The organism is Aestuariivirga sp., assembly GCF_037139295.1.
Taxonomy (GTDB): domain Bacteria; phylum Pseudomonadota; class Alphaproteobacteria; order Rhizobiales; family Aestuariivirgaceae; genus Aestuariivirga.
This window is the reverse complement of the sequence record NZ_JBAXGR010000001.1, coordinates 146,011-172,710: the sequence shown is the minus strand read 5'-3', so window position 1 is coordinate 172,710 and position 26,700 is coordinate 146,011. Positions and strand designations below refer to the sequence as shown.

The window sequence follows — 26,700 nt, the reverse complement described above, 5'->3', positions numbered from 1 at the left end:
TGCACGCGGCGGGCGATGGCCCCGGCGCCCCGCCCAAACACGACTGGGACGCCTTCGCCGGCGCCATCGCCCGCCGCGTGCACGATCACGGCATGCCGGCGAGCCAAGGCGAGCTGGTGCGGGATATGATGGCGTGGTTCGAGGGCAGGGAAGCAAATTCGCCGCCCGACGAGCGAACCGTGCGGCGGAAGGTTTCGGCGATCTGGAGAGAGCTGGTTACTTCCGCCTGACAAGCCAGACCAAAGAGCAAAGTCATAGCTTCAAGTGGATGGACCTAGGGAGCTGATAGAAGTGCTCTTTATTGTTGACTCTCCTGCGGTCTATGGAAGACGATAGCGCACCGTTCAGCCCGTTGGGCGATCATCTCAGCAAAACGAGATATTGCATCTTCATCAAGGCCATAGCCTGTGAGATCTTGAGCAACCCGAGGCACTTGCGAGATAGCCGCTTCGCTGATCTCGGTCACCCGCCTTCGGACCAGCGGTAGGCCGAGACCCGCGTCGGCGGCGAAAGCGGTCCAGCCTTTTGCGTCCAGTTCAGCAAGCGTCGCGCGCTTTCCTATCTTCATCGCGAAGTTCGGAGAGAGATCGGGATAGGCGACGGTTGATAGCAAATCATAAAGAGGAGCGAGCCGTGCCCCTTCGTCGTCGTAGAGGATCGAGAAGTTCTTGCCGTGTGCATCGGCGTTTCCGGCGATCGCATTGAAGATCACCGCATCGAGCAGCTTCAGGACATCGACGGCCGGCCGCGCAGCAACGCGGCGGAGGAGCTCAAAGCAATCCTTGAAGGTCGGCCCGCCTTCGCTGGCGTATTTGGTTTCCGGCGGCACCCCGAGCGCCTGGCAGAAATCCTCCTGATGGATACGACGCACATTTCCATCGCCGCCAATCGCGCGGTCATAGCGTTGGACCAGCAGAAACGTTCGAACCTTGACAACACGCGGCTCGACGGGTGCAACATCTAAGCCGATTGCGGCAGCAAGACGCATCACGAAGGCTTCGTTCTCGGTCGTTGCCTTAAATCTTGATATCGGCGGTTTGAGAATATGCGTTGTGGGCTGGCCCGGTGCAGGCAACGCCACGGCTCCCTTCACAAGAACCACCGGCACTTTCGATTGCGCGCCAGCGAGCGATAGGCGGAGCCCTGTCTCGCCCGCAAGCAATGGCCGGGCCGGCAGCGTATCCAGCACCCGGATCAGGCCTGCGTCGTCAAGCGGGGTTGGCCATTGATCAAGTGCAGGTTTGGTGGGGCCTTCACCAGGCGGCAGAAGCTGAAGCGCGCCCGCGACATCGCCGCCGAGGCGATCGAGAAGGGCGAAATCATTCGCAGGCGAAACGCCGAGCGCTTGCGCCGCGGCATCGCGCTGGCCTTCTTCCGGCAAGAGACCGCCGAAGAATGGGCGGCACTCGCGACGGGTGAAGGGTTCCGCTCGCTTGGGCAGGGAGGCTGATAAGGCGTGCGCCTCCGCGTCGTTGAGCCATTCCGGAGTATAAGCGAATCCCAATTCCCCGTGTTCGTTTTGCGTCAGCTGACCCGCAATGCGCCCATCCCACCATACATCCAGAATGCGCATCATGCCTTCCGCGCTTCTTTGGGTTCCGGTGGCGGCGTGATTTCAAGCGAGCATCCCAGCGCGGTTAGAACTTGAAGGGCCTTCCCCATTTGCGCGGTGGGCTTGCCCGCTTCAAGATCGACAATGAAGCGCAGGCCGACGCCCGCCGCACCCGCAAGTTCATCCTGCCGCAGGCCAGCGGCCTTGCGGGTGGATCGAACAATGTCGCCGATCTCGGCGGTGGTGAGGGCGCGTCTAGCCATGATATTTACTGATCGGGAAAATTATCATGGATTTCTGGGGCTGTCCATGAGAATGTCCCGATCGGGAAAAATATGGGGACGTGAGGCTCTATCCTGTGAAAATGCCCCGCTCGGGAACATTGCGGATAGCCGTTTCGGCCAGTTTCGGCTTCGCTCGCAGCATATCGCCGACCTGTTCGAGCCCGGCGCAGACGTGGTCGCCTTGTTCCGGCGCGATGGCTCGTCGCGGAAGCCCGCGCTGGTCCGACGCTTCCGTCGTTCGAAGAAGACGGAGTGGGAGTGGATTGCGCGCCCGGTCGATGGTGTCGCCGTCAACTCCGCCGACGTGATCATCTTGCGCAAGGAGTTTGAACGTTGCGAGCGCGCCTGGGGATTGTTCGACGCGGGTGCGGCCGAGAGCGGCCCGAAGGCATCAACACAAGCCAAGCGCGCCGCCGGGCCGGGCGCGCCGCCTAAGCACGATTGGGACGCCTTCGCCGGAGCCATCGCCCGGCGCGTGCACGATCACGGCATGCCGGTCAGCCAGGGCGAGCTGGTGCGCGATATGATGGATTGGTTCGCGGGCCGGGAGGATTTCCCGCCGCCCGACGAGCGCACGGTGCGGCGGAAGGTTTCGGCGATCTGGAGGGAACTAAATGGCTCTCATCCGTAATATATTCGCGATGGCGTCGGCGATTGTCTTCCGTTAAGAAAGCTAGAATGCATTAACTTTTCCATTATGCTTCAGAATTATCATGCAAAATCAGTGAAATGCGATGGGTGCAGAGTTGTTTCAAGCAATTGGGATAAGTCAGGGACCATGACAACTGCCAGGCATATCATTGCCATGCTGAAGAGCCATATTGCTGGGGACGAGGACAGGTTTTTCGCCACCGCTATGCAGCTTGCCGCGCATGAAGCCCGGCAGGGGCATGGGAGAGTTGCGTCTGAACTCCGCGATCTCATTGACGCCGCGAAGTCGAAAGATGCTGCAATCGATCGAAAGGTTGCACCGGTTCCAATGGCGCAGCCGAAAGGCGAGCTCGCGGGTCTCTTGGCTGTTCGCTACCCAGATCTCCGACTTTCGGAAATGGTACTTCCCGAGAGAATCTCATCCCGCTTGCAGCGCGTGCTCCTTGAACAACGACAGCAGGAAAATCTTCGCTCGCACGGACTGCGCCCGCGCAGAAAGCTTCTCCTCATCGGTCCTCCCGGTGCCGGCAAGACGATGACTGCTGCTTCGTTGGCGGGTGAGCTTCGGCTTCCCTTGTTCACCGTCGTCCTCGACGGATTGATCACGAAATTCATGGGCGATACTGCTGGGAAGCTTCGCCTTGTGTTCGACGCGATGAATGCGACACGTGGCGTTTATTTCTTTGACGAGTTTGATGCTATTGGCGCGAAGCGAGCCGAACGAAATGATGTGGGCGAGATTCGGCGGGTGCTGAATTCGTTTCTGCAGTTCCTTGAGCTGGATGACAGTCAAGGACTGATCATCGCAGCAACCAATCACCCCGAGCTTCTCGATAAGGCACTCTTCCGCCGATTCGACGACGTGGTCGAGTATGCGTTGCCAGATGCAGATCTGGTTCAGCGAATACTCAAGGCGCGACTGACTGCATTCGACACCAGAGGCCTTGCTTGGGACGAGGCGGCCGAATCGGCAGTGGGCTTGAGCCCGGCCGAAGTCGTCCGTTCGGCTGAGAACGCGGCGAAATCAGTTGTTCTTGCCGGAAGAAAGCGCGTCACGTTGGCCGAATTGAAGGATGCAATTGCGGAGCGGCGGAAGGCAACACACTCAAGCTAAACTGAGCCCACCATGAGTGATTCGCCCCGCGATCGACCGCATCTGTTTATCGACGGTGGCGGTCAAACCGAACAATACCGGCGCCCTGCCCAAGCTATGCGTGCGGCACCGCTACCAGTCAGAGATCGAGCGGCCCACGCGGACGCGCTATCTGCTTCAATTGGCGTTGCGCTCGAGGCGGCTCGCGCCCAACTTGAAGCGCGGGCGACCGCTGTGGCGGAGGGCGAGCCGGGTTTCTATTTGCAAATAGAAATTCCCCCCGGGGAGAAAGCGGTAATCGATCAACTCGGCAACAGACAAAAGCAGATTGAGGTAGTAGCCGTTCGCGAGCCAACGGAAGAAACCCCCTCAGTGACCGCCACTGTTTTCGTACCGGCCACAGCCGAGGCATACTACCACGAAAAGGTAGAAGCCTATCGGACGGAGGAAACGCAAACGGGCCGTCCCAAGAACGAACCGCTGATTGCGCGGATGGAGGCTGTTCGTTTGGCGACGGCACGATCATTGTTCACCGACGATGATGCACTTTTTCCTGCCGGTGATGGCGCAGTGTGGTGGGAAATCTGGCTTAGAGACGGACATGGGGACGTGTTCTCGCGGATGGCCGCGCGATTGAATCTGCAAGTTAAGGACCACGCTGTTCGCTTTCCCGAGCGCGAGGTTGTGCTCGTTCTTGCGAACACCGAATCCGTCGACCGTTTGGTCGCTTACAGCGATGTGGTGGCGGAGCTTCGGCGAGCGAAGGACACGCCCGCCTTCTTTATGGGGCTCGACGGCGGCGAGCAGCGTGAATGGAGCGATGAGACACTCGCCCGGCTGACGCCGCCTGCTGATGCGAATGTCGCCGTTTGCATTCTGGATAGCGGCGTCACTCATGCTCACTCTCTTCTGTCCCCTGCCCTCGATGTTGCAGATCTCCATACGATCAATCCCGCCTGGGGAACGGCGGACTCGGCTACGCAATGGCGGGGCCACGGGACTGCTATGGCGGGGACCGCGCTTTACGGAGATTTAGTGCCGGCTCTAGCCGGCGGCGGCCCCATCGTTCTGACGCATCGGCTGGAAAGCGTGAAAATCTTGCCGCCAAATGGCGTGGCCGACAATGAGCCGGACCTCTATGGCGCGATCACGGCGGAAGCGATTGCACGCGCCGAAATCCAGGCACCGTACCGTAGACGGGCAATTGCGCTTGCGGTGACGAGCGAAAGCTCGGTGCGCGGAAGGCCATCCTCGTGGTCGGCTGCGATTGATCAGCTTTGCTTTGATCCCGACAATCGCCGGTTGCTCATCGTTTCGGCAGGCAACATCCGTGTTGACTTAATGCCAGCCGATCATCTGGTTCGGAATGACTTGGAGTCGGTCGAAGACCCTGCGCATGCCTGGAATGCCCTCACCGTGGGTGCCTTCACAGAGAAAGTTGATCTCATCGACCCGGCTTTGGCGGGATGGTCCGCGATTGCACCGGCAGGGGAATTGTCACCTTGCAGCCGAACGTCGGTGACATGGGAGCGCCAATGGCCGGTCAAACCCGATGTGGTCATAGAGGGCGGGAACCTTGCATCAAACGGCTTACTTCCAGGCGATCCCGTTGAAGATCTGCAATTGCTGACGACTCACAATCGACCGAACGATCGTGCCTTCAACACGATCGGGGATACCAGTGCGGCAACCGCTCTTGTGGCAAGGCTAGCCGGTGCCATCTTGGCGACCCGACCAAGGCTTTGGCCTGAAACGGTTCGTGGGCTGATCGTTCATTCTGCCGAATGGACTCCAGCGATGCGCGCTCGCATTGATGCATGCAACGGCAGGAAAGGTCAGATCCACGCGCTTGTGCGACGTTACGGATACGGTGTTCCCGACGTGGATCGAGCGCTTTTGTCTGCCCAGAACGATCTGACATTGATGGTTGAAGACGCGCTCACCCCATTCAACAAGGAGGGCAGCGCCGTAAAGACGCGAGACATGAAGGTGCATCAGCTACCGTGGCCGAATGACGTTCTTGGTCAACTCGGCGACACCCACGTCGAGCTTCGCGTCACGCTGTCGTATTTCATCGAACCGAATCCGGGCGAGCGCGGCTGGACTCGACGCCACCGCTACGCGTCACACGGACTGCGATTTGCTGTGAAGAAGGCAACTGAGTCGCTCGAAGATTTTCGGGCTCGCGTCAACGATGCCGCAAGGGACGAGGAAGAGGGCGATGCGGCGGGAGGCGGTGCCGGAGGTGACGAGTGGCTTCTTGGTCCGAAGTACCGCGATCAAGGTTCGCTTCACTCCGACTTCTGGTCCGGTACGGCGGCTGATCTTGCCCAACGCGACGCGATAGGCGTCTTCCCGGTTGGGGGCTGGTGGAAAGAGAAACCTTACCTCGAAAAGTGGGATACCCGAGCCCGATATGCCTTGATTGTCACGATCAAGGCTCCTGGGGTTGAAGTTGATATCTACACGCCGGTTGAAGCTAGGATAGCGATTGCCACTGAGATCGGGTGACGCGGGTAGGAGGCCTGCACCTTCTGCCCGCTTTGCCTTACTGGCTGGCAGACCCCAAAGGAACGAGCCGGGGCTTCACCCGCAACAGATCGCCGACCTGTTCGAGCCCGGCGCGTAGGGGATCGTCGAGCAGGTGGGCATAGCGCTGCGTGGTTTGAACCTGCGTGTGGCCGAGGAGCTTGCCGATCATCGGCAGCGTCATGCCGCCCGAAACCAGCAGCGATGCAAAGGTGTGGCGGAGATCGTGGATACGGACGGCGGGCAGATCGGCTTTCGCCCGGACATCTTCCCAGAAGCGTTTGATGTCCTGAAGCGGCCTGCCTTCGGCGTCGCCCGGGAATACCCATTCGCATTCTTCGGGCACGCGCAGCCGGATCGTCCGCAGCAGCGCGGCGGCGGAAGCGCTGATCGGCGCGCGATGCAGGCGGCGTTGCTTGGTGGTGGCAGCGGGCTTGATCCAGACGGCGGCTTCGAGATCGAATTGATCCCAGCGCGCATTCATGACTTCGCCGCGCCGCGCGCCGGTGAGCAGGATCAAGCGGACAGCATCGGCGGCGCGCCGGTTCGCATGGGCATCAAGCGCGGAAGACAGCCGCCCGATTTCATCCGTTGAGAGATAGCGATCGCGCGGCGCTTCGGCGTTCCGGGCGAAGCCGGCGGCGGGATTGTCGGTGCGGATACGCCAGCGGACGCCCAGGTTGAACATCTTGCGCAGGATTTCGCCGACGCGGTTCGCCCGCACCGGCGTCGGCTTGCGGCCGCGCTTTCCTGGCGTGCCACCGGCGATCTGACGCAAAAGCCGATCAACATCTTCGGGCTGGATTTCGGACGCTTTGCGCGGCCCCCAGGCGGGTTCGACCAGCTTGCGCAGCATGGAGGCCTGATCATCGCGGTTGCGCTTTGCAAGCTTCGACGCGTGTTCTTCGAGATAGCGGTCGATGAGTTGCCGCATGTTCGGCGATTCGCGGGCTTCGTCGCGTTCGGCCATCGGATCGCGGCCTTGGTCGATTTCGCGCTTGAGGCGCTTGGCCTCTTCCCGGGCGGCGGTGACCGACCAATCCGGCCACGCGCCGATGGTGAGGCGGCGTTCCCGCGCCTCAATCCGATAGGTCAGGATGAAAGCGCGCGTGCCGCCGCTGGTGATGCGGACGCCGAAGCCGACAACCTCTTCGTCATACACGATGACGTTCTTCGGCTGCGGCTGAAGCCCTTTCACAGAGCGTTCGGTAAGATGTGCCTTCATGCTTTCGACCCTTTCCGCACTACTCAGCCGCGGTCCTTTCCAGTCCGCAAGATGCTCTCGACGGGTCTCCTGATGAATGGTTGGAACGGGCGCAAACCGGGCGGAAAGGGTCTGGTCCTCAGGCGGATGAGGCATCCCGAGCAGCGATTTCGTGTCCGCACTGTGTCCGCGGCCTTCCCGGTTTCGAACGACGGTTCGCGCCTTGTTCCGCCGCCGAATGCGCGTTCTGCTCCGTTTGCTCCGGCCCGGAGCCGGCGCGGTTGCTGTTCGTATCCGGCCCGCCAAGAGATAAAAATGCCAAGTGACATCAAACCGTTACGAAAGGTGTTGCGTTTGCGAACAGCGCCGCATAGAAGCCACTTGCGTTCATGACGCGGGATGGAGCAGCCCGGTAGCTCGTCAGGCTCATAACCTGAAGGTCGTCAGTTCAAATCTGGCTCCCGCAACCACTCGTTCGATTAGAAAGCCCGCTTTCTCAGGATTGCGGGCTTTCTATTTTTGTGCGTGTCTGCCAGAGCGCTCCTCCCAACGCAGGCGGGTCAACTCATAGTGAACCTCTCAGCTTTCGCCGCCAGGTATGTGATTTGCCCAATCGGCACTGACAGTGCGGATGTGTTGCAGTCCGAGTTTCTCAAGCACCCGCCGCGAGGCTTGATTGACGGTCATGGTACTTGCGATGATCTTGCTATAGCCCAAGCTATCGAAGCCCCAATCGACCAATACTGAAGCTGCTTCCGATGCTAGTCCCCGGCCCCACTCCGTGCGGCGCAGTCGGTATCCGAGTTCGGCAACCTTTTCATCTTCCGGCCACAAGCATACCCAACCTACAAATGAGCTTGTCTGTGTTCGGAGTACAGTCCAGACGTATGGCTCTGTTCCTCTTGGCCTGAGATACGTCCCGTCCAAGCGGCTCTGCGCATGGCCGTCAACGTGTCCGCCGTTCAAAAAGCGCATTACCTCCGGATCGTGTTCTAGCGCAATGAAATCAGCGGAATCTTCCGGACTGCAAGGCCGAATGGTTAGATTGAATGTCTGTAAAGTGGTCATGGCAGAAAACCCCTCTTCAGGACCTTGGAGGCAGATTTTAGGTTGTCTATTCTGCCAAAGCGCGACAAATTTTCTAGAGCGCAAAATGAAAGCAACCAATTTCAGACCGTGTTTTTCGCTGAGAGCCATTCTGCACGGCGTGTATCTTCGTCCATGTATGGTTGGGGCGAGCCATTCCTCAAAGCCTGGCGGGCCTTTTCCTATATGGCGACGTGCGGCGAGGACCAGATACCCGCCATCGCTGAACCCTCGCAATGCATCTCGCAAGTGGCGGGCGGGGGCGCGGGAAGTGAAGAGCCTTTTTGCACCATCTCGTCTCTTTCTTTGCTGCACAAGTCCCTTTGTCGGGAGCATATTGCGCGACGCGTGCGATGGGCGCCCTCCCGGTCCAGTGCGTCACGCTGGAAACTATCCGAGGGCTGATGCTAGTGTGACCGGATGGTCAATGCCTACGGGTTATTGATGTCGATTTCTCCGTGAAGGTATATTAGTTGGCTTCATGGGTTGCGGATGAATCTGGGAGCTTGACGGACGGATATGCGGGCAACTTTTGTGCTGTCGACGGGGCGCTGCGGAACGCAGTCTCTCACCAAGGCCATCGGGCAATCCCTTCAAGGCATTGCAATCGTTGCCCACGAGCCGATACGTGAGTTCTACAAGCCGCGTCTTACGCTTGGCCGCTTCAATCCTGCAAAGAATGGCAATCTAGCCGAGGCCAACACGCATTTTCGCCAGGTCGTGGCAACCGTGATGAATGGAACTGAATATGTCGAGACCGGTTGGCCAGCCTTCACCTGGTTCGAAAAATTCAGCAGGGAATTGGGCGATCGCTGGCGGTATATCCACCTCGTCCGCAACCCGGTGCATGTCGCGGCATCCTTCGTCACTCATGGCTACTACCATGAGAACAGGAGTGACCGCTTTCCCCAATTTGCGATTCTGCAGCCGACCGATGCGGGTGTCATTTATCCTGAGATTGCGAACGGATGGCGCAAGCTGAGCGTGTTCGACAAGTGCCTCTATCAGTGGCTCGAGATCAATGCCAAGGCGGCGGCCTATGCCAAGGCAGGCTTGAAGCCTGTTGCCGTGGTGCGGTTCGAACAGCTGTTTTCGGCAATGCCGGAGCGGGACAAATTGTTCGACGTGCTGGGCTGGCCACGGCCCACCGCACCCATGGCCCATTTCGATGCGTTCCACTTCGAAACCACGCTGCCGCTCAAGCCCACATCGGCGACACTCTGGGCCAAGGTCGAGGAACTCGCCGCAACACTTGGCTATGAGCCTTCCGTCCTGGATGAAAGCGTCGAGAAGCTTCAGTATAATCGGCCCCGCATTGCTGGCCGCACGTTCGAGAGTCCTTTCGATAGCTCAGCGACCCGCCAAAGCTGATATCGATGGTGAGTCGTGGTGCTTGAAGCGACTGGACACACTGCATAATGTGTTCCTTCGAGCGCATTTCCAACCGGGTCCATCATGAAGCATTTCATCACTCTTGTTGCCGTCGTCCTCGCTAGTGTCTGGGCGATCGCGCCTGCAATGGCAGGCCAAGCTAAGGCGAGCGACGACAAGGTCTTCGGGGATTGGATCCTACATTGCGCCAAGACCAGTGCGGGCGAAGAGGCCTGCGCGCTACATCAAAAGATCATCTCAAAGCAGACGAAGCTGCCCGTGGCCGCCTTTGCCATTGCGCGCAGCAAGGACAGCCAAGAACTGCGCCTCGCCGCTATCCTGCCGCTCGGCCTCGATATTCCTGCCGGCGTCTCAGGCAAGGCGGGTGATTTGCTGCTGGCGTTTCAGGTTCAGACCTGTGTCCGGCGCGGTTGTATTGCCAGCACTCAGGTCCACGGCAAGCTTCTTGAAACGCTGCATGGTGCAAGGGAGTTCACGGCCACATTCAAGATGCGCAGCGTTGCGGACCCGACCACCCTTGCCGTTTCGCTCAATGGCCTCGACGAGGCCTTGAAGGCGCTCGAGTCCAAATAATGCAGACAGAGGGAGCGGGTGACTTGCCATCGCACCCGCTCTTGCCCTAGCTGTCGGGCAACATGCTTTCCCTGTTGATCATCTTCATCCATGCCGCGTTGATGGTGGCCGTCATCTTGCGTGTTCTGCTGCGCCGGCCCGCGCGCGGTGTGGCGCTTGCCTGGCTGCTGATGGCGATGATGTTGCCCTACGTCGGTGCGATTCTCTATTTTCTGATCGGCGAACGCCGAATTCCCCGCAGTCGGGCGGAGCGGCTGTCGAGACTGCAGAACGATTTCCGCGAGATTTCGGCTCCACATGTGGCACAGAACCGCCTGCTGCCTGGCACGTCTCAGCTGACGCCGGATCAGCGACTGTTGGAAAATGCCGGCGAGAGCTTCTTCGGTGTTCCCGCCATCATTGGCAACCGCCTGGTGCTCGCCTCTGACACCCTCGACATACTGAAGCGCATTGCGGCTGATATCGATGGCGCGAAGCTCAGCGTGCTCGTCGAGTTTTACATCTGGAACGAGGGTGGGCTGACGCAGGACGTACTGGAGGCCCTTGTCCGCGCCGCAGGCAGGGGTGTGAAATGCCTCGTGCTCATTGATGCGATGGGGGCTGGCCACTGGTGGCAGGGCGGCGGTCCCGAGATGCTGCGCAAGGCGGGGGTTGAACTCCGGGCGGCCCTGCCGGTTGGTATCATACGGGGCATCGCCGCTCGCACCGATCTTCGTCTGCACCGCAAGATCGTGGTCATTGATGGCCGTGTGGCCTGGACCGGCAGCATGAACATGGTGGACCCGCGCTTCTTCAAGCAGAATTCGGGGGTCGGCGAATGGGTGGATGCCATGGTCCGCATCAAGGGCCCCGTGGCGGGGGTTCTTGCGGCGGTCATGATCAGCGATTGGATTGCCGAGGGCGGCGTCACACGTGACCAGATATTGGCCGAGACGGAACTCAGCCCGTCTCCGCCCGAGGGATCGTCGCCAGTGCAGGTTCTAGCCTCGGGACCCGGTGAATCAGGCGACGGACTGCTGCAGGTCAAACTCGCCCTGATCAATGGGGCTCGCCGCGAGGTGGTGCTGACAACGCCCTATTTCGTCCCCGAAGACTCTCTCGTCACCGCGCTCCGGGGAGCCGCCGCCCGTGGGGTCAGGGTGATCGTGGTGTTGCCGAAGCGCATCGATTCCGTCTTGGTGCGCCATGCCAGCCGCTCCTTCTTCGACGAAGTGATCTCGGCAGGTGGCGAAATCTACGAATTCAACCGCGGCCTCCTTCACACCAAGTCGGTCACCATAGATGGCGAGCAAGCCCTGTTCGGAACTGCTAACTTCGACATGCGCAGCCTGTGGCTCAATTACGAGGTCTCCCTGCTCGTTTATGACCGTGCCTTCGTGTCTGATCTTCGCGCCCTGCAGGAGAGCTACATCAACAGCGCGCAAGCGGTGATGTTGGTGCCCTGGAAGCAGCGCTCGGTGGGCGCAAGGCTCATCGAGTCGACAATGCGGCTTATGACGCCGCTGCTCTGAACCATGCTGTTCCGAGAACGAAAAGTGAATACTGCAAAGCGTTGCACAATGGGTTGCATACGGGCCCAACAACAATTTTTAGACGAAATGCCAAAAAAATCAGCAGAGTCAGTACTTTACTGGAGTGGCTGGGTATTCTGCCCATCGCGCCTGCAAAATGAACTTTGCAAACGTTTGCAAGATTTCAGGACATACCCAGAACGGTTCCTAAACACTACGTCTATTCAATCGCAAAGATTGTAACTGGTCGTATCCCGGCCGCCCACAAAGCTAACGGAACGCCCTTCAGCGAACAGCTGAATGAGCGATTGCTCACTAAGCGAGCATCATTTGGTAACGTGGAGAGGCGAGTGGAGTTAGCTTCGGCGGATAAGCCAATATTGCACTGCAAAACTAAGGGTGCGCTGCATCGAGGAATGCCACTTGACCAAATTAGTGGCGAAGATATGCTCGTCAAATGAGCAAATAATTGCTCTTCTGAACGGGAGGACCACATGAAATCTCTGTTGGCAGGCATTTTGGGCGCGATCAGCCTCGCCGCCCTTGCCTCGACCGCCTCGGCCGAAACGTCCCTGACCATTGCCACCGTGAACAACGGCGACATGATCCGCATGCAGGGCCTGACCGAGGACTTCACCAAGAACAACCCGGACATCAAGCTCGAGTGGGTGACCCTCGAGGAGAACGTGCTGCGTGAGAAGGTGACGACCGACATCGCCACCAAGGGCGGCCAGTTCGACGTCCTCACCATCGGAACCTATGAAGTGCCGATCTGGGGCAAGAAGGGCTGGCTCGTGCCGCTCACCCAGGTCGATGATCCGGCGGACCTGCTGCCCGCCATCGCCGGCGGCCTCACCGTCGACGGCAAGCTGATGGCCTCGCCCTTCTACGGCGAAAGCTCCATGGTCATGTATCGCACCGACCTCGTCGAGGCGGCTGGCGAAAAGATGCCGGATGCCCCCACATGGGCGGACATCAAGCGCATAGCCGACAAGATCACCAACAAGGACAAGGAAATCTACGGCGTGTGCCTGCGCGGCAAGGCCGGCTGGGGTGAAAACATGGCCTTCCTGACGGCCACGTCGAATTCCTTCGGCGCCCGCTGGTTCGACGAGAACTGGAAGCCGCAGTTCGACCAGAAGGAATGGAAGGACACGCTCGACTTCTACCTCGAGCTCATGAAGGCTGACGGCCCTCCGGGCGCTTCCTCCAACGGCTTCAACGAGAACCTGGCGCTGTTCAACGCCGGCAAGTGCGGCATGTGGATCGACGCCACGGTGGCTGCGTCCTTCGTGACCAACCCGAAGGACTCCAAGGTCGCCGACAAGGTGGGCTTCGCGCTCGCCCCGGACAACGGCCTCGGCAAGCGTGGCAACTGGCTGTGGGCATGGTCGCTGGCCATCCCCGCCGGCACCCAGAAGGAAGACGCCGCTCAGAAGTTCATCAACTGGGCGACCTCCAAGCACTACACCGAACTCGTTGCCGGCAAGGAAGGCTGGGCCAACGTTCCTCCGGGCACGCGCACCTCGCTCTACGCGAACCCTGAATATGCCAAGGTTCCGTTTGCCAAGATGACGCTCGACTCGATCAACTCGGCTGACCCGACCAAGCCCACCGTCAAGCCGGTGCCTTACGTCGGCGTGCAGTTCGTGGCGATCCCCGAGTTCGCCGGCATCGCAACGACCGTCGGCCAGATCTTCTCGGCAGCCCTTGCCGGCGAGAAGACCGCGGACGAGGCGCTCGCCGAAGCGCAGGACGTGACGACGCGTGAAATGACCAAGGCCGGCTACATCAAGTAACCGAGCCTCCCACAACTGGGCTGCCCGGCATCACAACCGGGCAGCCAACTCCCTCCCTTTATCAGGGCATCAACCATGGCAACGCAGCAGACACGCTCGATCGGCCGGATCGCCGTTGCTCCCTCGGTGATCGCCTTGTTCCTCTGGATGATCGTGCCGTTGGCCATGACAATCTGGTTTTCATTCCTCCGTTACAATCTGCTTGATCCAAACCCGGCTTGTTCACTCATGACGCCGGGTGCGCTGATGGACGCGGCGAACCGCTGCATGGCCGGAACCACCAACTACTATTACTTCCTCACCGACCCCGCCTTCTTCAAGGCGATGCGTAACTCGCTGCTGCTGGTGTTCTGGGTGCTGGTCATTTCCGTTGCCGGCGGTACTCTGCTGGCCCTCCTGCTCGACCAGGCGATCTATGGCCGCAACCTCGTGCGCCTCATGGTGATCGCGCCCTTCTTCGTCATGCCCACGGTGTCGGCACTCGTCTGGAAGAACATGATGATGCATCCAGTTCAGGGCTTTCTTGCCTGGATCACCAAGTCGATGGGACTGGGCGCCATCGACTGGTTCGCACACTACCCGATGACGGCCATCGTCATCATGGTCTCCTGGCAGTGGCTGCCCTTTGCAACCCTCATCATTCTCACAGCGTTGCAAAGCTTCGATGAGGAACAGAAGGAAGCCGCCCAGATGGACGGCACGCCGCCCTTCTCCTTTTTCTGGTACATGATCGTGCCGCACCTCGCGCGGCCCGTCACCGTCGTCATCCTCATCGAGACGATCTTTCTGCTCAACGTCTTCGCTGAGATCTATGTCTCGGGTTCCGGCGGGCGCGCCGGCAACCTGCCATTCCTCGTCTACCAGTATGGCCTGATTTCCAACGACATCGGGGGCGCTTCGGCAGGAGGCATCATCGCGGTCATCCTTGCCAACATCGTTGCCTTCTTCCTGATGCGCATGATCGGCAAGAACCTGGAGGCATGAAAACATGGCCCGCGCAGTTCCCATCCGCCGCAAGCTGATCTTCACCGCCCTCGCCTGGGGCCTGGGCTTCGTGATCTTCTTTCCCGTGTTGTGGACGGTGCTCACCAGCTTCAAGACCGAAGGCGAGGCGGTCTCGATTCCGCCCACCTTCCTGTTCTTTGACTGGACGCTCGAAAACTATGCCGTCGTGCAGGAGCGCTCGGACTACGTCAAGTTCGCGATGAATTCGGTCTATCTCGCCCTTGGCTCCACGCTGCTGGCGCTGCTCATCGCCATTCCAGCCGCCTGGGCCATGGCCTTCGCGCCGGGCAAGCGCACCAAGGACCTGCTGATGTGGATGCTCTCCACCAAGATGATGCCGCCCGTGGGCGCGCTCATCCCGCTTTACCTGATCTTCCGCGACCTCAAGCTGCTCGACAGCCACATCGGCATCATCCTCGTGCTGATGCTGCTCAATCTGCCGATCATCATCTGGATGCTCTATACATATTTCAAGGAAATCCCGGGTGAGATCCTCGAGGCCTCGCGCATGGACGGCGCGTCCATCGGCAAGGAACTCATCTACGTGCTGGCCCCCATGGCCATCCCGGGGATTGCCTCCACCATCCTGCTCAACATCATCCTCGCATGGAATGAATCCTTCTGGACGCTGACGTTGACAACCAAGGATGCAGCGCCCTTGACGCAATTCATCGCCTCCTATTCGAGCCCGGAAGGGCTGTTCTGGGCCAAGCTCTCCGCTGCCTCCACCATGGCCATCGCCCCCATACTTGTCCTCGGCTGGTTCGCCCAGAAGCAGCTCGTCCGCGGCCTCACCTTCGGAGCAGTGAAGTAACATGGGCAGAATTTCGCTTAAGCACGTCCGCAAGGCCTTCGGCGATGCCGTCATCATCCCGGGTGCGGATCTCGAGGTCGAACCGGGTGAGTTCGTGGTCTTTGTCGGCCCCTCGGGCTGCGGCAAGTCGACATTGCTCCGCCTCATCGCGGGGCTGGAGGACCTGACCGCCGGCCAGATCCTCATCGATGGTGAAGACGTGACCGACGTTCCCCCCGCCAAGCGCGGGCTTGCCATGGTGTTCCAGTCCTACGCGCTCTACCCGCACATGAGTGTGCGCAACAACATCGCCTTCGGCCTCAAGATGGCGGGCGAGCCGCAGGAGCAGATTGACGACAAGGTGGCCAAGGCCGCGGCGACGCTCAACCTCACTGAGTATCTGGATCGGAAGCCCCGCCAGCTGTCCGGCGGCCAGCGCCAGCGCGTCGCCATCGGCCGGGCCATCGTCCGGGATCCCAAGTGCTTCCTGTTCGATGAGCCCCTATCAAATCTCGATGCCGCACTGCGCGTCAATATGCGCGTGTTCATCATGCAGCTCCATCAGCAGCTCGATGCCACCATGATCTATGTGACGCATGACCAGGTGGAAGCCATGACCATGGCCGACCGCATCGTGGTCCTGAACAAGGGGGTGATCGAGCAGGTGGGATCGCCGCTCGATCTCTACAACAAGCCGAATTCCGTCTTCGTCGCGGGCTTCATCGGATCGCCGAAGATGAACCTCATCTCCGGCGCCCTTGCCGCAAAGCACAACGCCACAACCATCGGCATCCGGCCCGAACACATCGCACTCTTGGTCGCAGGCGGCGACGTGCAAGGCACGATCGTCCTCACTGAGCATCTGGGGTCCGATTCCTTCCTGCATGTCGATGCCGGCGAGGCGGGCCGCCTCACGGTGCGTGCCCCGGGGGACTATATGGGCAAGCCGGGCGATGCCGTGTCGCTCTCCTTCGACAACGCCCGTATCCATCGTTTTGATTCCCAGGGAAAGGTTCTGGTCTGATGCGTCTTCAGGGTAAAACAGCCATCATCACGGGCGGTGCGCGTGGCATCGGTGCGGCGATCGCCGAAGGCTATGCGCGAGAGGGCGCGCGCGTCTGCGTGGCCGACCTCAACTTTACGGAGGCCGATGCGCTTGCGAAGAAGATCGGCAACGGTTCCTTTGCCTATGCGCTCAACGTTACCAAGATGGATGAGATCGAGGCCTGCGTCACCGAGTGTGAGAAGCGCATGGGTGGCATCGACATCCTCGTCAACAACGCTGCCGTCTTCGACATGGCGCCGTGGGGCGAGATCACCGAGAAGAGCTATGACTTCGTCTTCAGCGTGAACGTCAAGGGCCTCATTTTCATGCTGCAGGAAGTGGCCGAAAGCATGAAGCGGCGCGGGCAGGGCGGCAAGATCATCAACTTCGCATCGCAGGCGGGCCGCCGCGGTGAGCCGCTGGTGTCCGTCTACTGCGCCTCCAAGGCTGCCGTCATCTCCATCACCCAGTCGGCGGGCCTTGCCCTCATCAAGGACGGGATCAACGTCAACGGCATTGCACCTGGCGTGGTCGACACGCCGATGTGGGAACATGTCGACGGCCTCTTCGCCAAATACGAGAACCGTCCATTAGGCGAAAAGAAGCGCCTCGTCGGTGAGGGTGTTCCCTATGGCCGCATGGGAAAGCCTGAGGACCATGTCGGCTGCGCCGTCTTCCTCGCGTCATCCGAGAGCGACTACGTGGTGGCCCAGACCTACAACGTCGACGGCGGCCAGTGGATGAGCTGACGGCTCCCACGCGCATTGAAGAGAGAAGTTTGACATGACGAAGCTGAACCGCGCTAACCTGCCGAGCCTGAAACCCGGTATTGCCGTGCCGAACTATCAGGCCTCCGACCTGAAGCCCGGCATCCTGCATTTCGGCCTCGGCAACTTTCATCGCGCCCATCAGGCCGTCTATCTCGACACGCTGTTCAACATGGGCAAGAGCCGTGACTGGGGCATCATCGGCACGGGTGTCCGCCCCGCCGACCGCGCCATGCATGATGCGTTGAAGCCACAGGACTGGCTCACCACCGTGGTCGAGCAGGAGGCGAACGTCAGCCGCGCCCGCGTCACCGGCGCCATGCTGGGCATGATCCCGCCGGAGGACCGCGCCGCCATCGTCCGCAAGCTCGCGGATCCGGCGATCCGCATCGTTTCCATCACCGTCACCGAAGGCGGCTATTTCATCGATCCCGCCACCGGCCAGTTCAACCCGGAGTTTCCGGAGATGGCAGCGGACGGCAAGCACCCGGATGATCCGCACACGGTGTTCGGCCTCATCGCACTTGGCCTGAAGAAGCGTCGCGAGGCGGGCACAAAGCCCTTCACGGTGATGTCCTGCGATAACATCCCCCACAATGGCGTCGTCGCGCGCAATGCGGTCGCTGGTGTCGCGCGCTTGTGGGACAAGGGGCTGGCCGAATGGATCGCCGCCAACGCCTCCTTCCCCAATGGCATGGTGGACCGCATCACGCCCGCCACGACGGACCGCGAGCGCAAGCTTTGCTTGCAGGATTTCGGCATCGAGGACAACTGGCCGGTCTATTGCGAAGAGTTCATCCAGTGGGTGCTGGAGGACAATTTCTGCAATGGCCGCCCGGAGCTTGAAGCCGCCGGCGGGCAGTTCGTGCCCGACGTGACACCCTTCGAGTTCATGAAGATACGCATCCTCAACGGCGGACACGCGGCCATCGCCTATCCGGCAAGCCTCTTGGACGTACACTTCGTGCATGATGCTATGAACCACCCGCTGGTGGGCGCCTTCTTCGCCAAGATCGAGCGCGAGGAGATCATGCCCACCGTGCCGCCTGTCCCCGGCGTGGTGCTGGATGACTATTATCACCTGATCCATCGCCGCTTCTCCAACCCGAAGATCGGCGACACGATTCCGCGGCTTGCCTTCGACGGCTCCAACCGCCAGCCCAAGTTCATCGTTCCGGTGGCGCGTGACCGGTTGAAGGCAGGAGGCTCTGTCGATTCTCTGGCCTTCGAGTCAGCCCTCTGGTGCCGCCACTGCTTCGGCAAGACGGAGACGGGCAAGGATACCACTGCTGGCGACCCAGCCTGGCCGCGCCTCACCGAGCTCGCGGCAAGGGCAAAGACTGATCCGCTCATCTGGCTGTCGATGAAGGATGTCTATGGTGAGGTTGGCCAGTCGGAGGTCTTCCGCAGGGCCTTTGCGAAGAGCCTTACGGACATCTGGTCCAAGGGTACGGAGAAGGCGCTCGCCGATTTCGTCGGCGCCTGAGCTCAGGCGCCGCTGGCGGAAAGGCTGGCGCGCCGTCCGAGCCCGGCGAAGATCATGCGCTGCAGGAACATGGCCCCGATGCCGGAGATGATGCCCAGGGCGATAGATGCGATGATGCCGAAGGCTCCGTGATTGTCCAGCCCCAGAAGCTCCGGCACGATGCGGTGGAAGAGATAGATATGATAGCTGGCGGCCGAGATCAGCATCACTGCCGGGAGGACCAGCCGGGGAAGCCACATGCTCGGCAGCCCAAGCAGCGCGGCCACCACGCCGAACTGCAGCATGTAGAGAATCCATGATCCCTGCCAGTTGCCGCCTGTGTAGGCCGCAACGGAACAGAGGAGACCTGCCACCGTCAGAAGCAGCAGCTTGCGCCGCCCGTCACTGGCAAAAAACGCACACCAGCCCATGGCGGGCAGCCACAGCACATAGCTTAGCAGGAACATCTTGCGCCCGCCGATATCGAAGACGAGTGGCACTGCATAGCGCAGGGCGAAGGCCACAAGTAGCAGGCCCATGGCGGTGGCGAAGGGATTCTGTCTCACCGTCTTTCTTACCGCGAAAATGCTGAATGCCGCGGCCGTCACCAGGCAGAGCTGCGCATAGGCTTCGACGAACCAGTACTGGAAGGGCAGCATGGTCTTCTCAACCGGGCTTGCGAAGCCGAAGTTGCCGATCAGCAGGAGGGAGGCCCAGGGAATGGTGCCCCATGCGAGTGCAAAACCCGCCACGATCACGAAATAGGGCAGCAGGTTGCGCAGCATGGGCATCAGCAGGGATGTGGCGCGGCCCGCGAACAGCGCTTCGCGGTGGAAGCGCGCAAAGCCGTAGCCGATCATCACCAGCAGCGCCGCGGCGCCACCGGGCACGGGCCACTGCGTGGCGTGATGCACGACAATGAGCAGAATGGCGGCGGCGCGCAGCACCATGTGGCTCTCGATCTTGCCCAGCCCGCCCGCGTGCTGGGGCGCATGCCCCGAGGCTTGCCGCTCGAGCGTGGCAATGGGGAGCTTCTCCCAGCCCTGCGGCAGGGCCCCGAGGCGAGCCTCGATGGCGAGGGAGACCTGCACGTAGGCGAGCGAGTCGCCGTCGAGGCCCTCGAAGCTGTCTGCGACCGTCACCTGACGTGGGTAGAAGGCGGCTCGAAAATCCTGAAGCAGGTCGCGCCCTCTGGTCTCGGTTGCGGGCGGCTCGGCATCTGCGAGGTTCCGGTAGTCGATCTTGCCCGAGGACAGCCGAGGCAAGCTCTCATGGTGGCGAACCGCCACGCAGCGCGCCGGAATTCCGGCTGCTGCCGCAGCGTGAGACCTCACGTCCTCTCCCTCGGCCGCTTCGGCGTGAACCGTCACCATCTCGTCGGTTCCCGTCACCGCGCAGGCGATGCCGCGCGCCCGCAGCGCCCACTCGATGGCCTCATGCCCGATGCGCAGTCCGGCTATCTTGGAGAAGCGCCTGGCGCGGCCGACGAGGCGGATGTGGCCAGCCTCTGTCATCACCGCCATGTCGCCGGTCGCGAGTTCGTTGAATTCTGCGCCACGTGAAAGATCGTCGCGCTTGGTGGCATAGCCCATCATCACATTGGGGCCGCGATACAAAAGTTCGCCTTCGGCGCCCGGCTCAGCGACTATGCGGAGGCTGCCCCCCGGAATGGCGATACCGATGCAATCGGGGTGAGCTGCCGCCTGATCCGGTGGCAAAAACGCCATGCGTGCGGTGGCTTCGGTCTGGCCATACATGGCGAAAAATCGGCCGCCATGAGCTTTCATGGCGCCGGCATACAGCATCACCAGCTTAGGCGACAGGCGGCCGCCGGCCGACGTCATGTAGCGAAGCTCCGGCCACATCCGGTCGCGGAAGCAGATGCGCTCCAGCAGATCGAATGTGTAGGGCACACCGGCAAGCCCTGTGCAGCCGAGCCGCGCCGCCGTTTCCACGAAGCCTTCCGCGACCACGCTGCTGCCGCAGAAGGCGAGGCTGCCACCCGCTGCGAGGTGCGAATTGAGAACCGAGAGCCCGTAGGAATAGTGAAAGGGAAGCGTCAGCGCCGCACGGTCTCCATGCGTCAGGCCGAGGTATTCGACAATGCTCGCCGCATTGGCGGCAATGTTGCCGCGTGACAGTCGCACCCATCGCGGGCGCCCTTCGGTGCCGGATGTGGCGAGCATCACCGCGAGATCGGCGTGAAGCGGCTGTTGGTTGCCTGCGCCGTGCACCGTCATTTTCCACGCGCCGTCTGCGAGGGCGAAGCTGATGTCGGGCGTGAAATCGCGTCGGAATGAGTTTGCGGCTGCGGCGTCGCCCGGCGGCAGCAAAGCCACGGCATGGCCCGCCTTGAGAGCTGCGAGGTAGCTGATGATGAAGTCGGCGGAAGACTCTGCTTCGAGCGCCACAAGCTTCTTGCCGCCGCCCATGCGCGCTGCGAGTGCACCGACCTCAGCCGAAAGCGCGGCATAGCTCAGCTTGTAGTCAGGGAAGACCAGCGCCAGCGCGGCGTTTTCGGCCGAAAGATGCGCAAGGAGATTCAAAGACGAACGAGCTCCACCATTTGAATGCGCGATCAGCTAGGGGCCAATCATGGCCGTTCCTTGACTTGCGCTCAACGCCTAGCGGTCGATCGCCTTCATGGAAGCGGGGATGTAGCGCTCGCCCGCTGCGGCACCCTTGGGGAAGGCTGCGGCAAGGCGGCGAAGGTCGGTCACCGTCAGCACGATGCTTTCAGCCTTGGCATTCTCTTCCAGGTAGCGGCGGCGTTTGGTCCCGGGGATCGGCACCACGTCATCGCCCTGCGCCATCACCCAGGCCAGCGCGATCTGCCCCGGCGTGGCGTCCTTCTCGGCGGCGAGAACTTCCACGGCCTTCAGCAACTCCAGGTTCTGCGCGAAATTCTCACCCTGGAAGCGCGGCGTCTTGAGGCGATAGTCGGCGGGGTCGAGGCTCTCCTGGTCCTTGAAGCGGCCGGTGAGGAAGCCGCGACCCAGCGGGCTATAGGGCACGAAGCCGATGCCGAGGCGGCGCACGGTCGGCAGGATATCGTCCTCCACGTCGCGCGTCCACAGCGAGTATTCTGTCTGCAGCGCAGTGATGGGATGCACCTTGTGCGCCCGCTCGATGGTCCGGGGACCCGCCTCGGAGAGGCCAAGGTAGCGCACCTTCCCCTCCTTCACGAGATCGGCCATGGCGCCCACCGTTTCCTCGATCGGGGTATTGGGGTCCACGCGGTGCTGGTAGAAGAGGTCGATCACCTCGATGCCGAGCCGCTTGAGGCTCTGTTCGCAGCAGGCCTTCACATATTCCGGCTTGCCGTTCACGCCCAGGAAGGCGCCGTCGGGTGCCCGCACATTGCCAAACTTGGTGGCAATCACGAACTTGTCGCGCTTGCCCTTGATGGCACGGTCGACGAGTTCCTCGTTGCGGCCCACGCCATACATGTCAGCGGTGTCGAGGAAGGGGATGCCAAGCTCCAGCGCGCGGTGGATTGTGGCGATCGATTCATCATCGTCCTGCCCGGCATAGAAGTCCGACATGCCCATGCAGCCGAGGCCCATGGCAGAGACGGTAAGCTGTCCGAGGTTGCGCTGGTGCATGGAAACTCCTTCGGGAGAGTGGTGTCAGGCCATCAATCTTCGCAGGGACTCGACTGCTCTTGCAAGGTCGCGTTGCGCAGCGCCGGGTTGCGGTGCAGGCGCGTCTTCACCAAACCAGCCGAGGCGCTTCTCGTCAACCAGGCGCGCGAACAGCTTGCGCCGGTCAGGCGCCACTTCGATGACGCCCGCGTCGAACAGCCATCTCACCGGCCCCATCAGGGGTTGCGGCGTCTCGACGGAGTTGCGGTAGAGCGAGCTGCCGAGCTTCCACTTGGCATTCAATGCCTGCGGCAGCGGATAGATGGAGACAGGCTTGCCGGATGCCAGGGCATCGGCGGCCATTGAGATGGAGTCGCTCGTCACGATGATTTCCGAGGCGCCGGAGAGGGCGTCCCTATAACGGTTCTCGCCGCGCCCGAAGATGGACAGGCGGTGCGGCGGGGTAATGCGGCGTTCGAGCACAGCGAGCGCCTCGGGCGGTGTGCGTGGGCTGGTCACAACATCGAGCAGGTTGTTGCGCTTTGCCGCATGGGCCAATGCGTCGGCTGCAAGCTTCTCCGCTGCAGCGGCGCCCAGAAGATCGGGAAAAGCTGGCCCGCCAACCACCAGGGCAATCGGGCCGCCAACTGTCACGGCGGGCATCTCCGCCACATCGGCCAGTGGCATGGCGATTTCCACGACATTGCTTGCAGAGGGAATGCGGTACTGCGCGGTGGTGATGACAAGGTCGAAGTTCGACGGCTGGCCTGCTGGCCTTCCGAGGCACACGATGCGCGCTCTGCCGCCCGAAAGACGCTTGATTTCGCGCGCGATCACGCTCGGCGAGGCCTCGGCGCAGAGCACGAGGTCCGGCCACGGCGGTGACAGTTTCTCCTTCAGCAGCTGCTTCGACAGGATCGGTATTTCTGGCCCGGCGAAGCGCAGTGTCTTGACTTCGAACGGCCAGCCAATGGTCTTTGCCAATGCCAGCATCTGATCAAGGTCGCCCTTGCGTCCACGCGAGAGAATCCAGACCGTCGGATCAGCGGCCATGGGCTTCGCGCAAAACTTGGGAATAGCTGTCGAGCAGGCCGGAAAGGATATGGTCCCAGCTGAAGGTGAGGGCCTTTGCCCGTGCCGCCTCGCCCATGCGCTGGCGCAGGTCTTCGTCCGTCGCAAGCGCCTCGAGCTTCGCGGCAAGGCCCAGTTCGTCGCGCGCGCTGACGAGGTGTCCCGTCTCGCCTTCCACCACCAGCGAGTTGCTGCCGCTGGAGACGGCATTCACGGCGGGAAGCCCGCTCGCCATGGCTTCCAGCGTCACGTTGCCGAAGGTCTCGCTCTCCGAGGGGAAGAAGAAAATGTCGGAGGAGGCATAGGCCCGCGCCAGTTCCTCCCCATGCAGGAACCCTGCAAAGACGCCGTTCTTCAAACCGGCCTTCATCGCGGCCATCTCGGGTCCATCGCCGATGACGAGCGGCTTCACCTTCAGGCCGCGCTCATTCAGCATGTTCATCACGCGTATGTAGATGGCGGTATTCTTTTCCTTCACCAGTCGCCCGGCGAAGCTGATGGCCACCTCGTCATCCGCGACGCCAAGTGACCGCCGCCATGCCATATCGCGCTTCTTGGGCGAAAACATCTCGCTGTCCACACCGCGTGCCCACACTTCCACGTGCTGCGACTGGCCCGTGCTCCGGATGATATCCGCCATTGACTCCGATGGCGGATAGACGCGCCGCACGCGGTTGTAGAAGTTCTTCATGTAGCGCTGGCCCAGCTTCTCGAAAATGCCAAGGCCATAGAATCGCAGGTAGGTGTCGTAGCGCGTGTGATAGGACGCGACGACGGGCACGTTCCAGCGCTCTGCCAGCTTCAACGCCTGGTAGCCGAGGATGTCGGGCACCGCGATGTGGAACAGGGTGGGGCGGAAGGCCTCGAGCCGCTTTCGCTGCGCCTCCGGAAGGCCCGTGGCGATGCGGTATTCCTTGCGCGTCGGGATTGCGAAGGACGGCACAGGCACCAGTTCGCCCACCGACTGGAAGGCCGCTTGCTCCGCGACTGGCGCAAACACCAGCACCGGCACGCCGCGCCTTTCGAGAAACGCCACGAGGCGGTTCAGCGTCAGCGCGACGCCGTCCTTGATGTAGTTGTAGTTGCCCGTGAAAAGAGCCACCCGCAGCTCATCTGCGGGTGGCCCTGAATCAAGCGTCACGTGGGCCGGGCTCAGGCTGCTGCCTTCATCGGGGCGATCGGAGGCAGCGTCGGCGCAGCCTTCATCACCTCGACGGAGTCGTGGCGGATGTAGTTCTTGTCCATCGCTTCCTTGATCTGCGCGTCCGTGACCATGCCTGCTTCATAGGCACCTTTGAGAAGGCCATAGAACAGCTGCTCTTGCTTCGGGTCCGGGTGCTTGGCATAGCGGCCGAGAAGTGCATGCTCGCCGAACATCTTGCGGCGCATGCGCATGATCCAGCCGATGACGGGAACGAACTCGGTCGGCGTGTAGTCGACCTTGAGGCCGGTCTTCCACGGCTGGGTGCGGCGGCGGGTGTTGTGGATCATCTTGGTGTTGGGTGTGAGCTTGTCGAAGTCATTCCACTCGTTCTCGAACACGCCGATGGTGCTGGGGTCTTCCATCAGCAGCGAGATCCACTGGTGATAGTCGCGCTTTCCCTCGAACAGCTCGTTGAAGCTCTTCTCGACGTCCCAGTGCTTCAGCTTGGCGCAGTCGAGCAGCATGACGGAGGATGCAAAGGCGCCGTTCTTGAACTTGGAGCCGCGGCACATGATGGCCTTGCCCTGCATGTCGCGGGTCAGCAGCTCCCACACGTCCTGCACGGCGAACACGTCCGGATCGACGACCAGCGCGCGGCCCTGGTAGCCCATCAGCTGCGGCGGCAGGAAGCGGGTGAGGGTGAATGTCTGCAGGTCATTCTCGAGCCACACCCGGTCCACGCCATGGCGCTTGTAGGTCTGGCCGTCGCGCTTGGCGAACCACGGGTAGGCTTCCTTGTGCATGACGGTCACGTCGAAGTTGTCGGCGTGGGGCGAACGCTTCATCGAATAGGCGGACACGATCGCGCCGATCGACTGCTTGTTGTTCGTCTGGATAAAGATGTGAGGCCGGGTGGCCCCAGCATTGCCGGTCGAAGCCATGACAATCCCCGAAACTATTGCTTACAACGGCTCCCTGTATCATGTACTGAGCCACGCGTCCAAGGCCGCCCTCGCGCGGCTCTCTGTCACAAGGTCTAAATCTTTGCAGATGCAAGGAAATTTCGCCTGAAAAACAACCAGCCATCGACCTGGATCCTGCAAAGTCCGCACTCCGGCGACAACACGCAGCTGCGTGCGCTGGCGCAGGCCATCGGCTGGTCCTCGCAGGTGATGCGGCTGCGCTACAGGGGCCATGAAGGTCTGCAGCGCCTGCTGAGCCTTCCCACCCTGGCAGGGGTCGACCTTGCGGGCTCGGACCCGCTGTCCGCGCCCTGGCCCGATCTCGTCATCTGCTCGGGTCGCGGGGCGGAGGCGGTGGCCTTCTGGCTCAAGCGCCAGAACCCGGCGCTGCGCATCGTCTTCGTCGGCACGCCCTGGGCGGCGCTCAGTCGCTTCGACCTCGTCATCACCACGCCGCAATACCGCCTGGCCGACGCCCCCAACGTCCTTCACAACCAGTTGCCGGTTCATGACGCGACGCCCCAGCGCATTGCCGCCGAAGCGGCGCGCTGGGAAGCAAGGCTTGGCGCCTTGCCGCGCCCCTTCACTGCAGTGCTCGTCGGTGGTTCGAGTGGCCCCTACCTGTTCACGCCGGAGGCAGCGCGCCGTCTTGGCCGTGAGGCCTCCGCCATCGCGAGGGCGGAAGGGGGATCACTGCTGTTCACCACCAGCGCCCGCACGGGCGAGGCCGCGACGGCTGCGCTGGAGTCGGCGATCAGCGTCCCATCCTTCTTCCATCGCTGGCAGGCCAATGCGTCGGACAATCCCTTTCACGCCCTGCTTGGTCTCGCCAGCCGCATCATCGTCACGGCGGACTCGATCTCGATGATGGCGGAGGCCATCAGCACGGCGAAGCCCGTGCTGCTCTTCGACATCGAAGAAGGTGCCTATGCCATTCGTGCCGACCTCGATGCGCCGCGTATCGGCTGGCGCGGCCGCAGCCTCGATGCCAGCTTCTTCCGCCTGCTGATCAATCATGCCCCGGCGCGCTTCTCGCGGGACCTGCGCGTGGTGCACCGCCAACTCGTGCAGTCCGGCCAAGCGCAATGGCTGGGTGATCCTTCTCCGCAGGCTGTGCCACCTCCCGTGGAAGATGGGCTTGCCCGCGCCGTGGCTCGCATCCGCGGGCTTTTTGGCCTATGAGCGGCGCA

23 protein-coding genes and 1 tRNA gene are annotated in these 26,700 nt (G+C 61.5%); 15 read left to right on the top strand and 9 right to left on the bottom strand.

Features of this window, described 5'->3' with window-relative positions; genetic code table 11:
* The coding region (locus tag WCJ41_RS00815) for a hypothetical protein (protein WP_336903906.1) at positions 1–230 on the top strand (230 nt) is incomplete at its 5' end.
* A 68-nt stretch (positions 231–298) separates the two neighbouring features.
* On the opposite strand, the gene WCJ41_RS00810 is transcribed toward WCJ41_RS00815, so the two are convergent.
* Complete coding sequence (locus tag WCJ41_RS00810; RefSeq protein WP_336903905.1) at positions 299–1,576, bottom strand: type II toxin-antitoxin system HipA family toxin; 1,278 nt, start codon at positions 1,574–1,576, stop codon at positions 299–301.
* Entirely contained in the window at positions 1,573–1,815 is a 243-nt protein-coding gene (locus WCJ41_RS00805) for a helix-turn-helix transcriptional regulator (protein WP_336903904.1), read from the bottom strand. Before WCJ41_RS00805 ends, WCJ41_RS00810 begins: the two co-directional genes overlap by 4 nt.
* Between WCJ41_RS00805 and WCJ41_RS00800 the strand changes: the two genes are divergently transcribed.
* The 3 genes from WCJ41_RS00800 to WCJ41_RS00790 all read left to right on the top strand — a co-directional run bounded on the left by WCJ41_RS00800 (position 1,814) and on the right by WCJ41_RS00790 (position 6,091).
* Positions 1,814–2,467 (top strand): hypothetical protein, encoded by a 654-nt coding sequence (locus tag WCJ41_RS00800; protein WP_336903903.1) that lies wholly within the window; start codon positions 1,814–1,816, stop codon positions 2,465–2,467. The genes WCJ41_RS00805 and WCJ41_RS00800 overlap by 2 nt on opposite strands.
* A 147-nt stretch (positions 2,468–2,614) precedes the next feature.
* Positions 2,615–3,601, top strand: a complete 987-nt coding sequence (locus tag WCJ41_RS00795; protein ID WP_336903902.1) for an ATP-binding protein — start codon at positions 2,615–2,617, stop codon at positions 3,599–3,601.
* A 12-nt stretch (positions 3,602–3,613) separates the two neighbouring features.
* Positions 3,614–6,091 carry a S8 family peptidase gene (locus WCJ41_RS00790; RefSeq protein WP_336903901.1) on the top strand — a complete coding sequence of 826 codons (2,478 nt, stop codon included), beginning with the start codon at positions 3,614–3,616 and terminating at the stop codon, positions 6,089–6,091.
* 37 nt (positions 6,092–6,128) lie between these two features.
* On the opposite strand, the gene WCJ41_RS00785 is transcribed toward WCJ41_RS00790, so the two are convergent.
* Entirely contained in the window at positions 6,129–7,334 is a 1,206-nt protein-coding gene (locus tag WCJ41_RS00785; RefSeq protein ID WP_336903900.1) for a site-specific integrase, read from the bottom strand.
* 372 nt (positions 7,335–7,706) lie between these two features.
* On the opposite strand from WCJ41_RS00785, the gene WCJ41_RS00780 reads away from it, so the two are divergent.
* A tRNA-Met gene (locus tag WCJ41_RS00780) sits at positions 7,707–7,783 on the top strand.
* A gap of 109 nt (positions 7,784–7,892) precedes the next feature.
* Here the strand turns inward: WCJ41_RS00780 and WCJ41_RS00775 are convergent.
* Positions 7,893–8,510 (bottom strand): GNAT family N-acetyltransferase, encoded by a 618-nt coding sequence (locus WCJ41_RS00775; protein WP_336903899.1) that lies wholly within the window; start codon positions 8,508–8,510, stop codon positions 7,893–7,895.
* Positions 8,511–8,918: 408 nt separating this feature from the next.
* Between WCJ41_RS00775 and WCJ41_RS00770 the strand changes: the two genes are divergently transcribed.
* From WCJ41_RS00770 to WCJ41_RS00730, 9 genes are all read left to right on the top strand, one after another.
* Positions 8,919–9,770, top strand: coding sequence for a hypothetical protein (locus WCJ41_RS00770; RefSeq protein WP_336903898.1), 852 nt, complete (start codon positions 8,919–8,921; stop codon positions 9,768–9,770).
* 84 nt (positions 9,771–9,854) lie between these two features.
* Positions 9,855–10,364, top strand: coding sequence for an invasion associated locus B family protein (locus tag WCJ41_RS00765; RefSeq protein WP_336903897.1), 510 nt, complete (start codon positions 9,855–9,857; stop codon positions 10,362–10,364).
* A gap of 62 nt (positions 10,365–10,426) precedes the next feature.
* Positions 10,427–11,875, top strand: coding sequence for a cardiolipin synthase (gene cls, locus WCJ41_RS00760; RefSeq protein ID WP_336903896.1), 1,449 nt, complete (start codon positions 10,427–10,429; stop codon positions 11,873–11,875).
* A 494-nt stretch (positions 11,876–12,369) separates the two neighbouring features.
* Positions 12,370–13,674, top strand: a complete 1,305-nt coding sequence (locus WCJ41_RS00755; RefSeq protein WP_336903895.1) for a sugar ABC transporter substrate-binding protein — start codon at positions 12,370–12,372, stop codon at positions 13,672–13,674.
* 75 nt (positions 13,675–13,749) lie between these two features.
* Complete coding sequence (locus WCJ41_RS00750) at positions 13,750–14,658, top strand: sugar ABC transporter permease (protein ID WP_336903894.1); 909 nt, start codon at positions 13,750–13,752, stop codon at positions 14,656–14,658.
* Positions 14,659–14,662: 4 nt separating this feature from the next.
* Positions 14,663–15,493 (top strand): carbohydrate ABC transporter permease, encoded by an 831-nt coding sequence (locus WCJ41_RS00745; RefSeq protein WP_336903893.1) that lies wholly within the window; start codon positions 14,663–14,665, stop codon positions 15,491–15,493.
* A gap of 1 nt (position 15,494) precedes the next feature.
* A complete protein-coding gene (locus tag WCJ41_RS00740) occupies positions 15,495–16,496 on the top strand; it encodes an ABC transporter ATP-binding protein (protein ID WP_336903892.1) in 1,002 nt (333 codons plus the stop codon).
* Positions 16,496–17,266, top strand: a complete 771-nt coding sequence (locus WCJ41_RS00735; protein WP_336903891.1) for an L-iditol 2-dehydrogenase — start codon at positions 16,496–16,498, stop codon at positions 17,264–17,266. The genes WCJ41_RS00740 and WCJ41_RS00735 overlap by 1 nt, the downstream gene beginning before the upstream one ends.
* A gap of 34 nt (positions 17,267–17,300) precedes the next feature.
* Positions 17,301–18,770 carry a mannitol dehydrogenase family protein gene (locus tag WCJ41_RS00730; RefSeq protein WP_336903890.1) on the top strand — a complete coding sequence of 490 codons (1,470 nt, stop codon included), beginning with the start codon at positions 17,301–17,303 and terminating at the stop codon, positions 18,768–18,770.
* A gap of 2 nt (positions 18,771–18,772) precedes the next feature.
* On the opposite strand, the gene WCJ41_RS00725 is transcribed toward WCJ41_RS00730, so the two are convergent.
* The 5 genes from WCJ41_RS00725 to WCJ41_RS00705 all read right to left on the bottom strand — a co-directional run bounded on the left by WCJ41_RS00725 (position 18,773) and on the right by WCJ41_RS00705 (position 25,489).
* A complete protein-coding gene (locus WCJ41_RS00725) occupies positions 18,773–21,295 on the bottom strand; it encodes an AMP-binding protein (RefSeq protein ID WP_336903889.1) in 2,523 nt (840 codons plus the stop codon).
* Positions 21,296–21,373: 78 nt separating this feature from the next.
* On the bottom strand, positions 21,374–22,354 hold the full coding sequence (locus WCJ41_RS00720) for an aldo/keto reductase (RefSeq protein WP_336903888.1): 981 nt from the start codon (positions 22,352–22,354) through the stop codon (positions 21,374–21,376).
* 24 nt (positions 22,355–22,378) lie between these two features.
* On the bottom strand, positions 22,379–23,386 hold the full coding sequence (locus WCJ41_RS00715) for an ELM1/GtrOC1 family putative glycosyltransferase (protein ID WP_336903887.1): 1,008 nt from the start codon (positions 23,384–23,386) through the stop codon (positions 22,379–22,381).
* On the bottom strand, positions 23,376–24,506 hold the full coding sequence (locus WCJ41_RS00710) for a glycosyltransferase family 1 protein (protein WP_336903886.1): 1,131 nt from the start codon (positions 24,504–24,506) through the stop codon (positions 23,376–23,378). The genes WCJ41_RS00715 and WCJ41_RS00710 overlap by 11 nt, the downstream gene beginning before the upstream one ends.
* Positions 24,507–24,556: 50 nt before the next feature.
* Positions 24,557–25,489 (bottom strand): hypothetical protein, encoded by a 933-nt coding sequence (locus tag WCJ41_RS00705; RefSeq protein WP_336903885.1) that lies wholly within the window; start codon positions 25,487–25,489, stop codon positions 24,557–24,559.
* A gap of 99 nt (positions 25,490–25,588) precedes the next feature.
* Here WCJ41_RS00705 and WCJ41_RS00700 point away from each other — a divergent pair, with 99 nt between their 5' ends.
* Entirely contained in the window at positions 25,589–26,692 is a 1,104-nt protein-coding gene (locus WCJ41_RS00700; RefSeq protein WP_336903913.1) for an ELM1/GtrOC1 family putative glycosyltransferase, read from the top strand.
* The last annotated feature ends 8 nt before the right edge of the window (positions 26,693–26,700 follow it).

Excerpts from the sequence above, each read along its gene's own strand:
- WCJ41_RS00810 (WP_336903905.1), bottom strand. The coding sequence starts at position 1,576 with ATGATGCGCATTCTGGATGTATGGTGGGATGGGCGCATTGCGGGTCAG.
- WCJ41_RS00800 (WP_336903903.1), top strand. The coding sequence starts at position 1,814 with ATGATATTTACTGATCGGGAAAATTATCATGGATTTCTGGGGCTGTCC.
- WCJ41_RS00805 (WP_336903904.1), bottom strand. The coding sequence starts at position 1,815 with ATGGCTAGACGCGCCCTCACCACCGCCGAGATCGGCGACATTGTTCGA.
- WCJ41_RS00795 (WP_336903902.1), top strand. The coding sequence starts at position 2,615 with ATGACAACTGCCAGGCATATCATTGCCATGCTGAAGAGCCATATTGCT.
- WCJ41_RS00790 (WP_336903901.1), top strand. The coding sequence starts at position 3,614 with ATGAGTGATTCGCCCCGCGATCGACCGCATCTGTTTATCGACGGTGGC.
- WCJ41_RS00785 (WP_336903900.1), bottom strand. The coding sequence starts at position 7,334 with ATGAAGGCACATCTTACCGAACGCTCTGTGAAAGGGCTTCAGCCGCAG.
- WCJ41_RS00775 (WP_336903899.1), bottom strand. The coding sequence starts at position 8,510 with ATGGCTCTCAGCGAAAAACACGGTCTGAAATTGGTTGCTTTCATTTTG.
- WCJ41_RS00770 (WP_336903898.1), top strand. The coding sequence starts at position 8,919 with ATGCGGGCAACTTTTGTGCTGTCGACGGGGCGCTGCGGAACGCAGTCT.
- WCJ41_RS00765 (WP_336903897.1), top strand. The coding sequence starts at position 9,855 with ATGAAGCATTTCATCACTCTTGTTGCCGTCGTCCTCGCTAGTGTCTGG.
- cls (WP_336903896.1), top strand. The coding sequence starts at position 10,427 with ATGCTTTCCCTGTTGATCATCTTCATCCATGCCGCGTTGATGGTGGCC.
- WCJ41_RS00755 (WP_336903895.1), top strand. The coding sequence starts at position 12,370 with ATGAAATCTCTGTTGGCAGGCATTTTGGGCGCGATCAGCCTCGCCGCC.
- WCJ41_RS00750 (WP_336903894.1), top strand. The coding sequence starts at position 13,750 with ATGGCAACGCAGCAGACACGCTCGATCGGCCGGATCGCCGTTGCTCCC.
- WCJ41_RS00745 (WP_336903893.1), top strand. The coding sequence starts at position 14,663 with ATGGCCCGCGCAGTTCCCATCCGCCGCAAGCTGATCTTCACCGCCCTC.
- WCJ41_RS00740 (WP_336903892.1), top strand. The coding sequence starts at position 15,495 with ATGGGCAGAATTTCGCTTAAGCACGTCCGCAAGGCCTTCGGCGATGCC.
- WCJ41_RS00735 (WP_336903891.1), top strand. The coding sequence starts at position 16,496 with ATGCGTCTTCAGGGTAAAACAGCCATCATCACGGGCGGTGCGCGTGGC.
- WCJ41_RS00730 (WP_336903890.1), top strand. The coding sequence starts at position 17,301 with ATGACGAAGCTGAACCGCGCTAACCTGCCGAGCCTGAAACCCGGTATT.
- WCJ41_RS00720 (WP_336903888.1), bottom strand. The coding sequence starts at position 22,354 with ATGCACCAGCGCAACCTCGGACAGCTTACCGTCTCTGCCATGGGCCTC.
- WCJ41_RS00715 (WP_336903887.1), bottom strand. The coding sequence starts at position 23,386 with ATGGCCGCTGATCCGACGGTCTGGATTCTCTCGCGTGGACGCAAGGGC.
- WCJ41_RS00705 (WP_336903885.1), bottom strand. The coding sequence starts at position 25,489 with ATGGCTTCGACCGGCAATGCTGGGGCCACCCGGCCTCACATCTTTATC.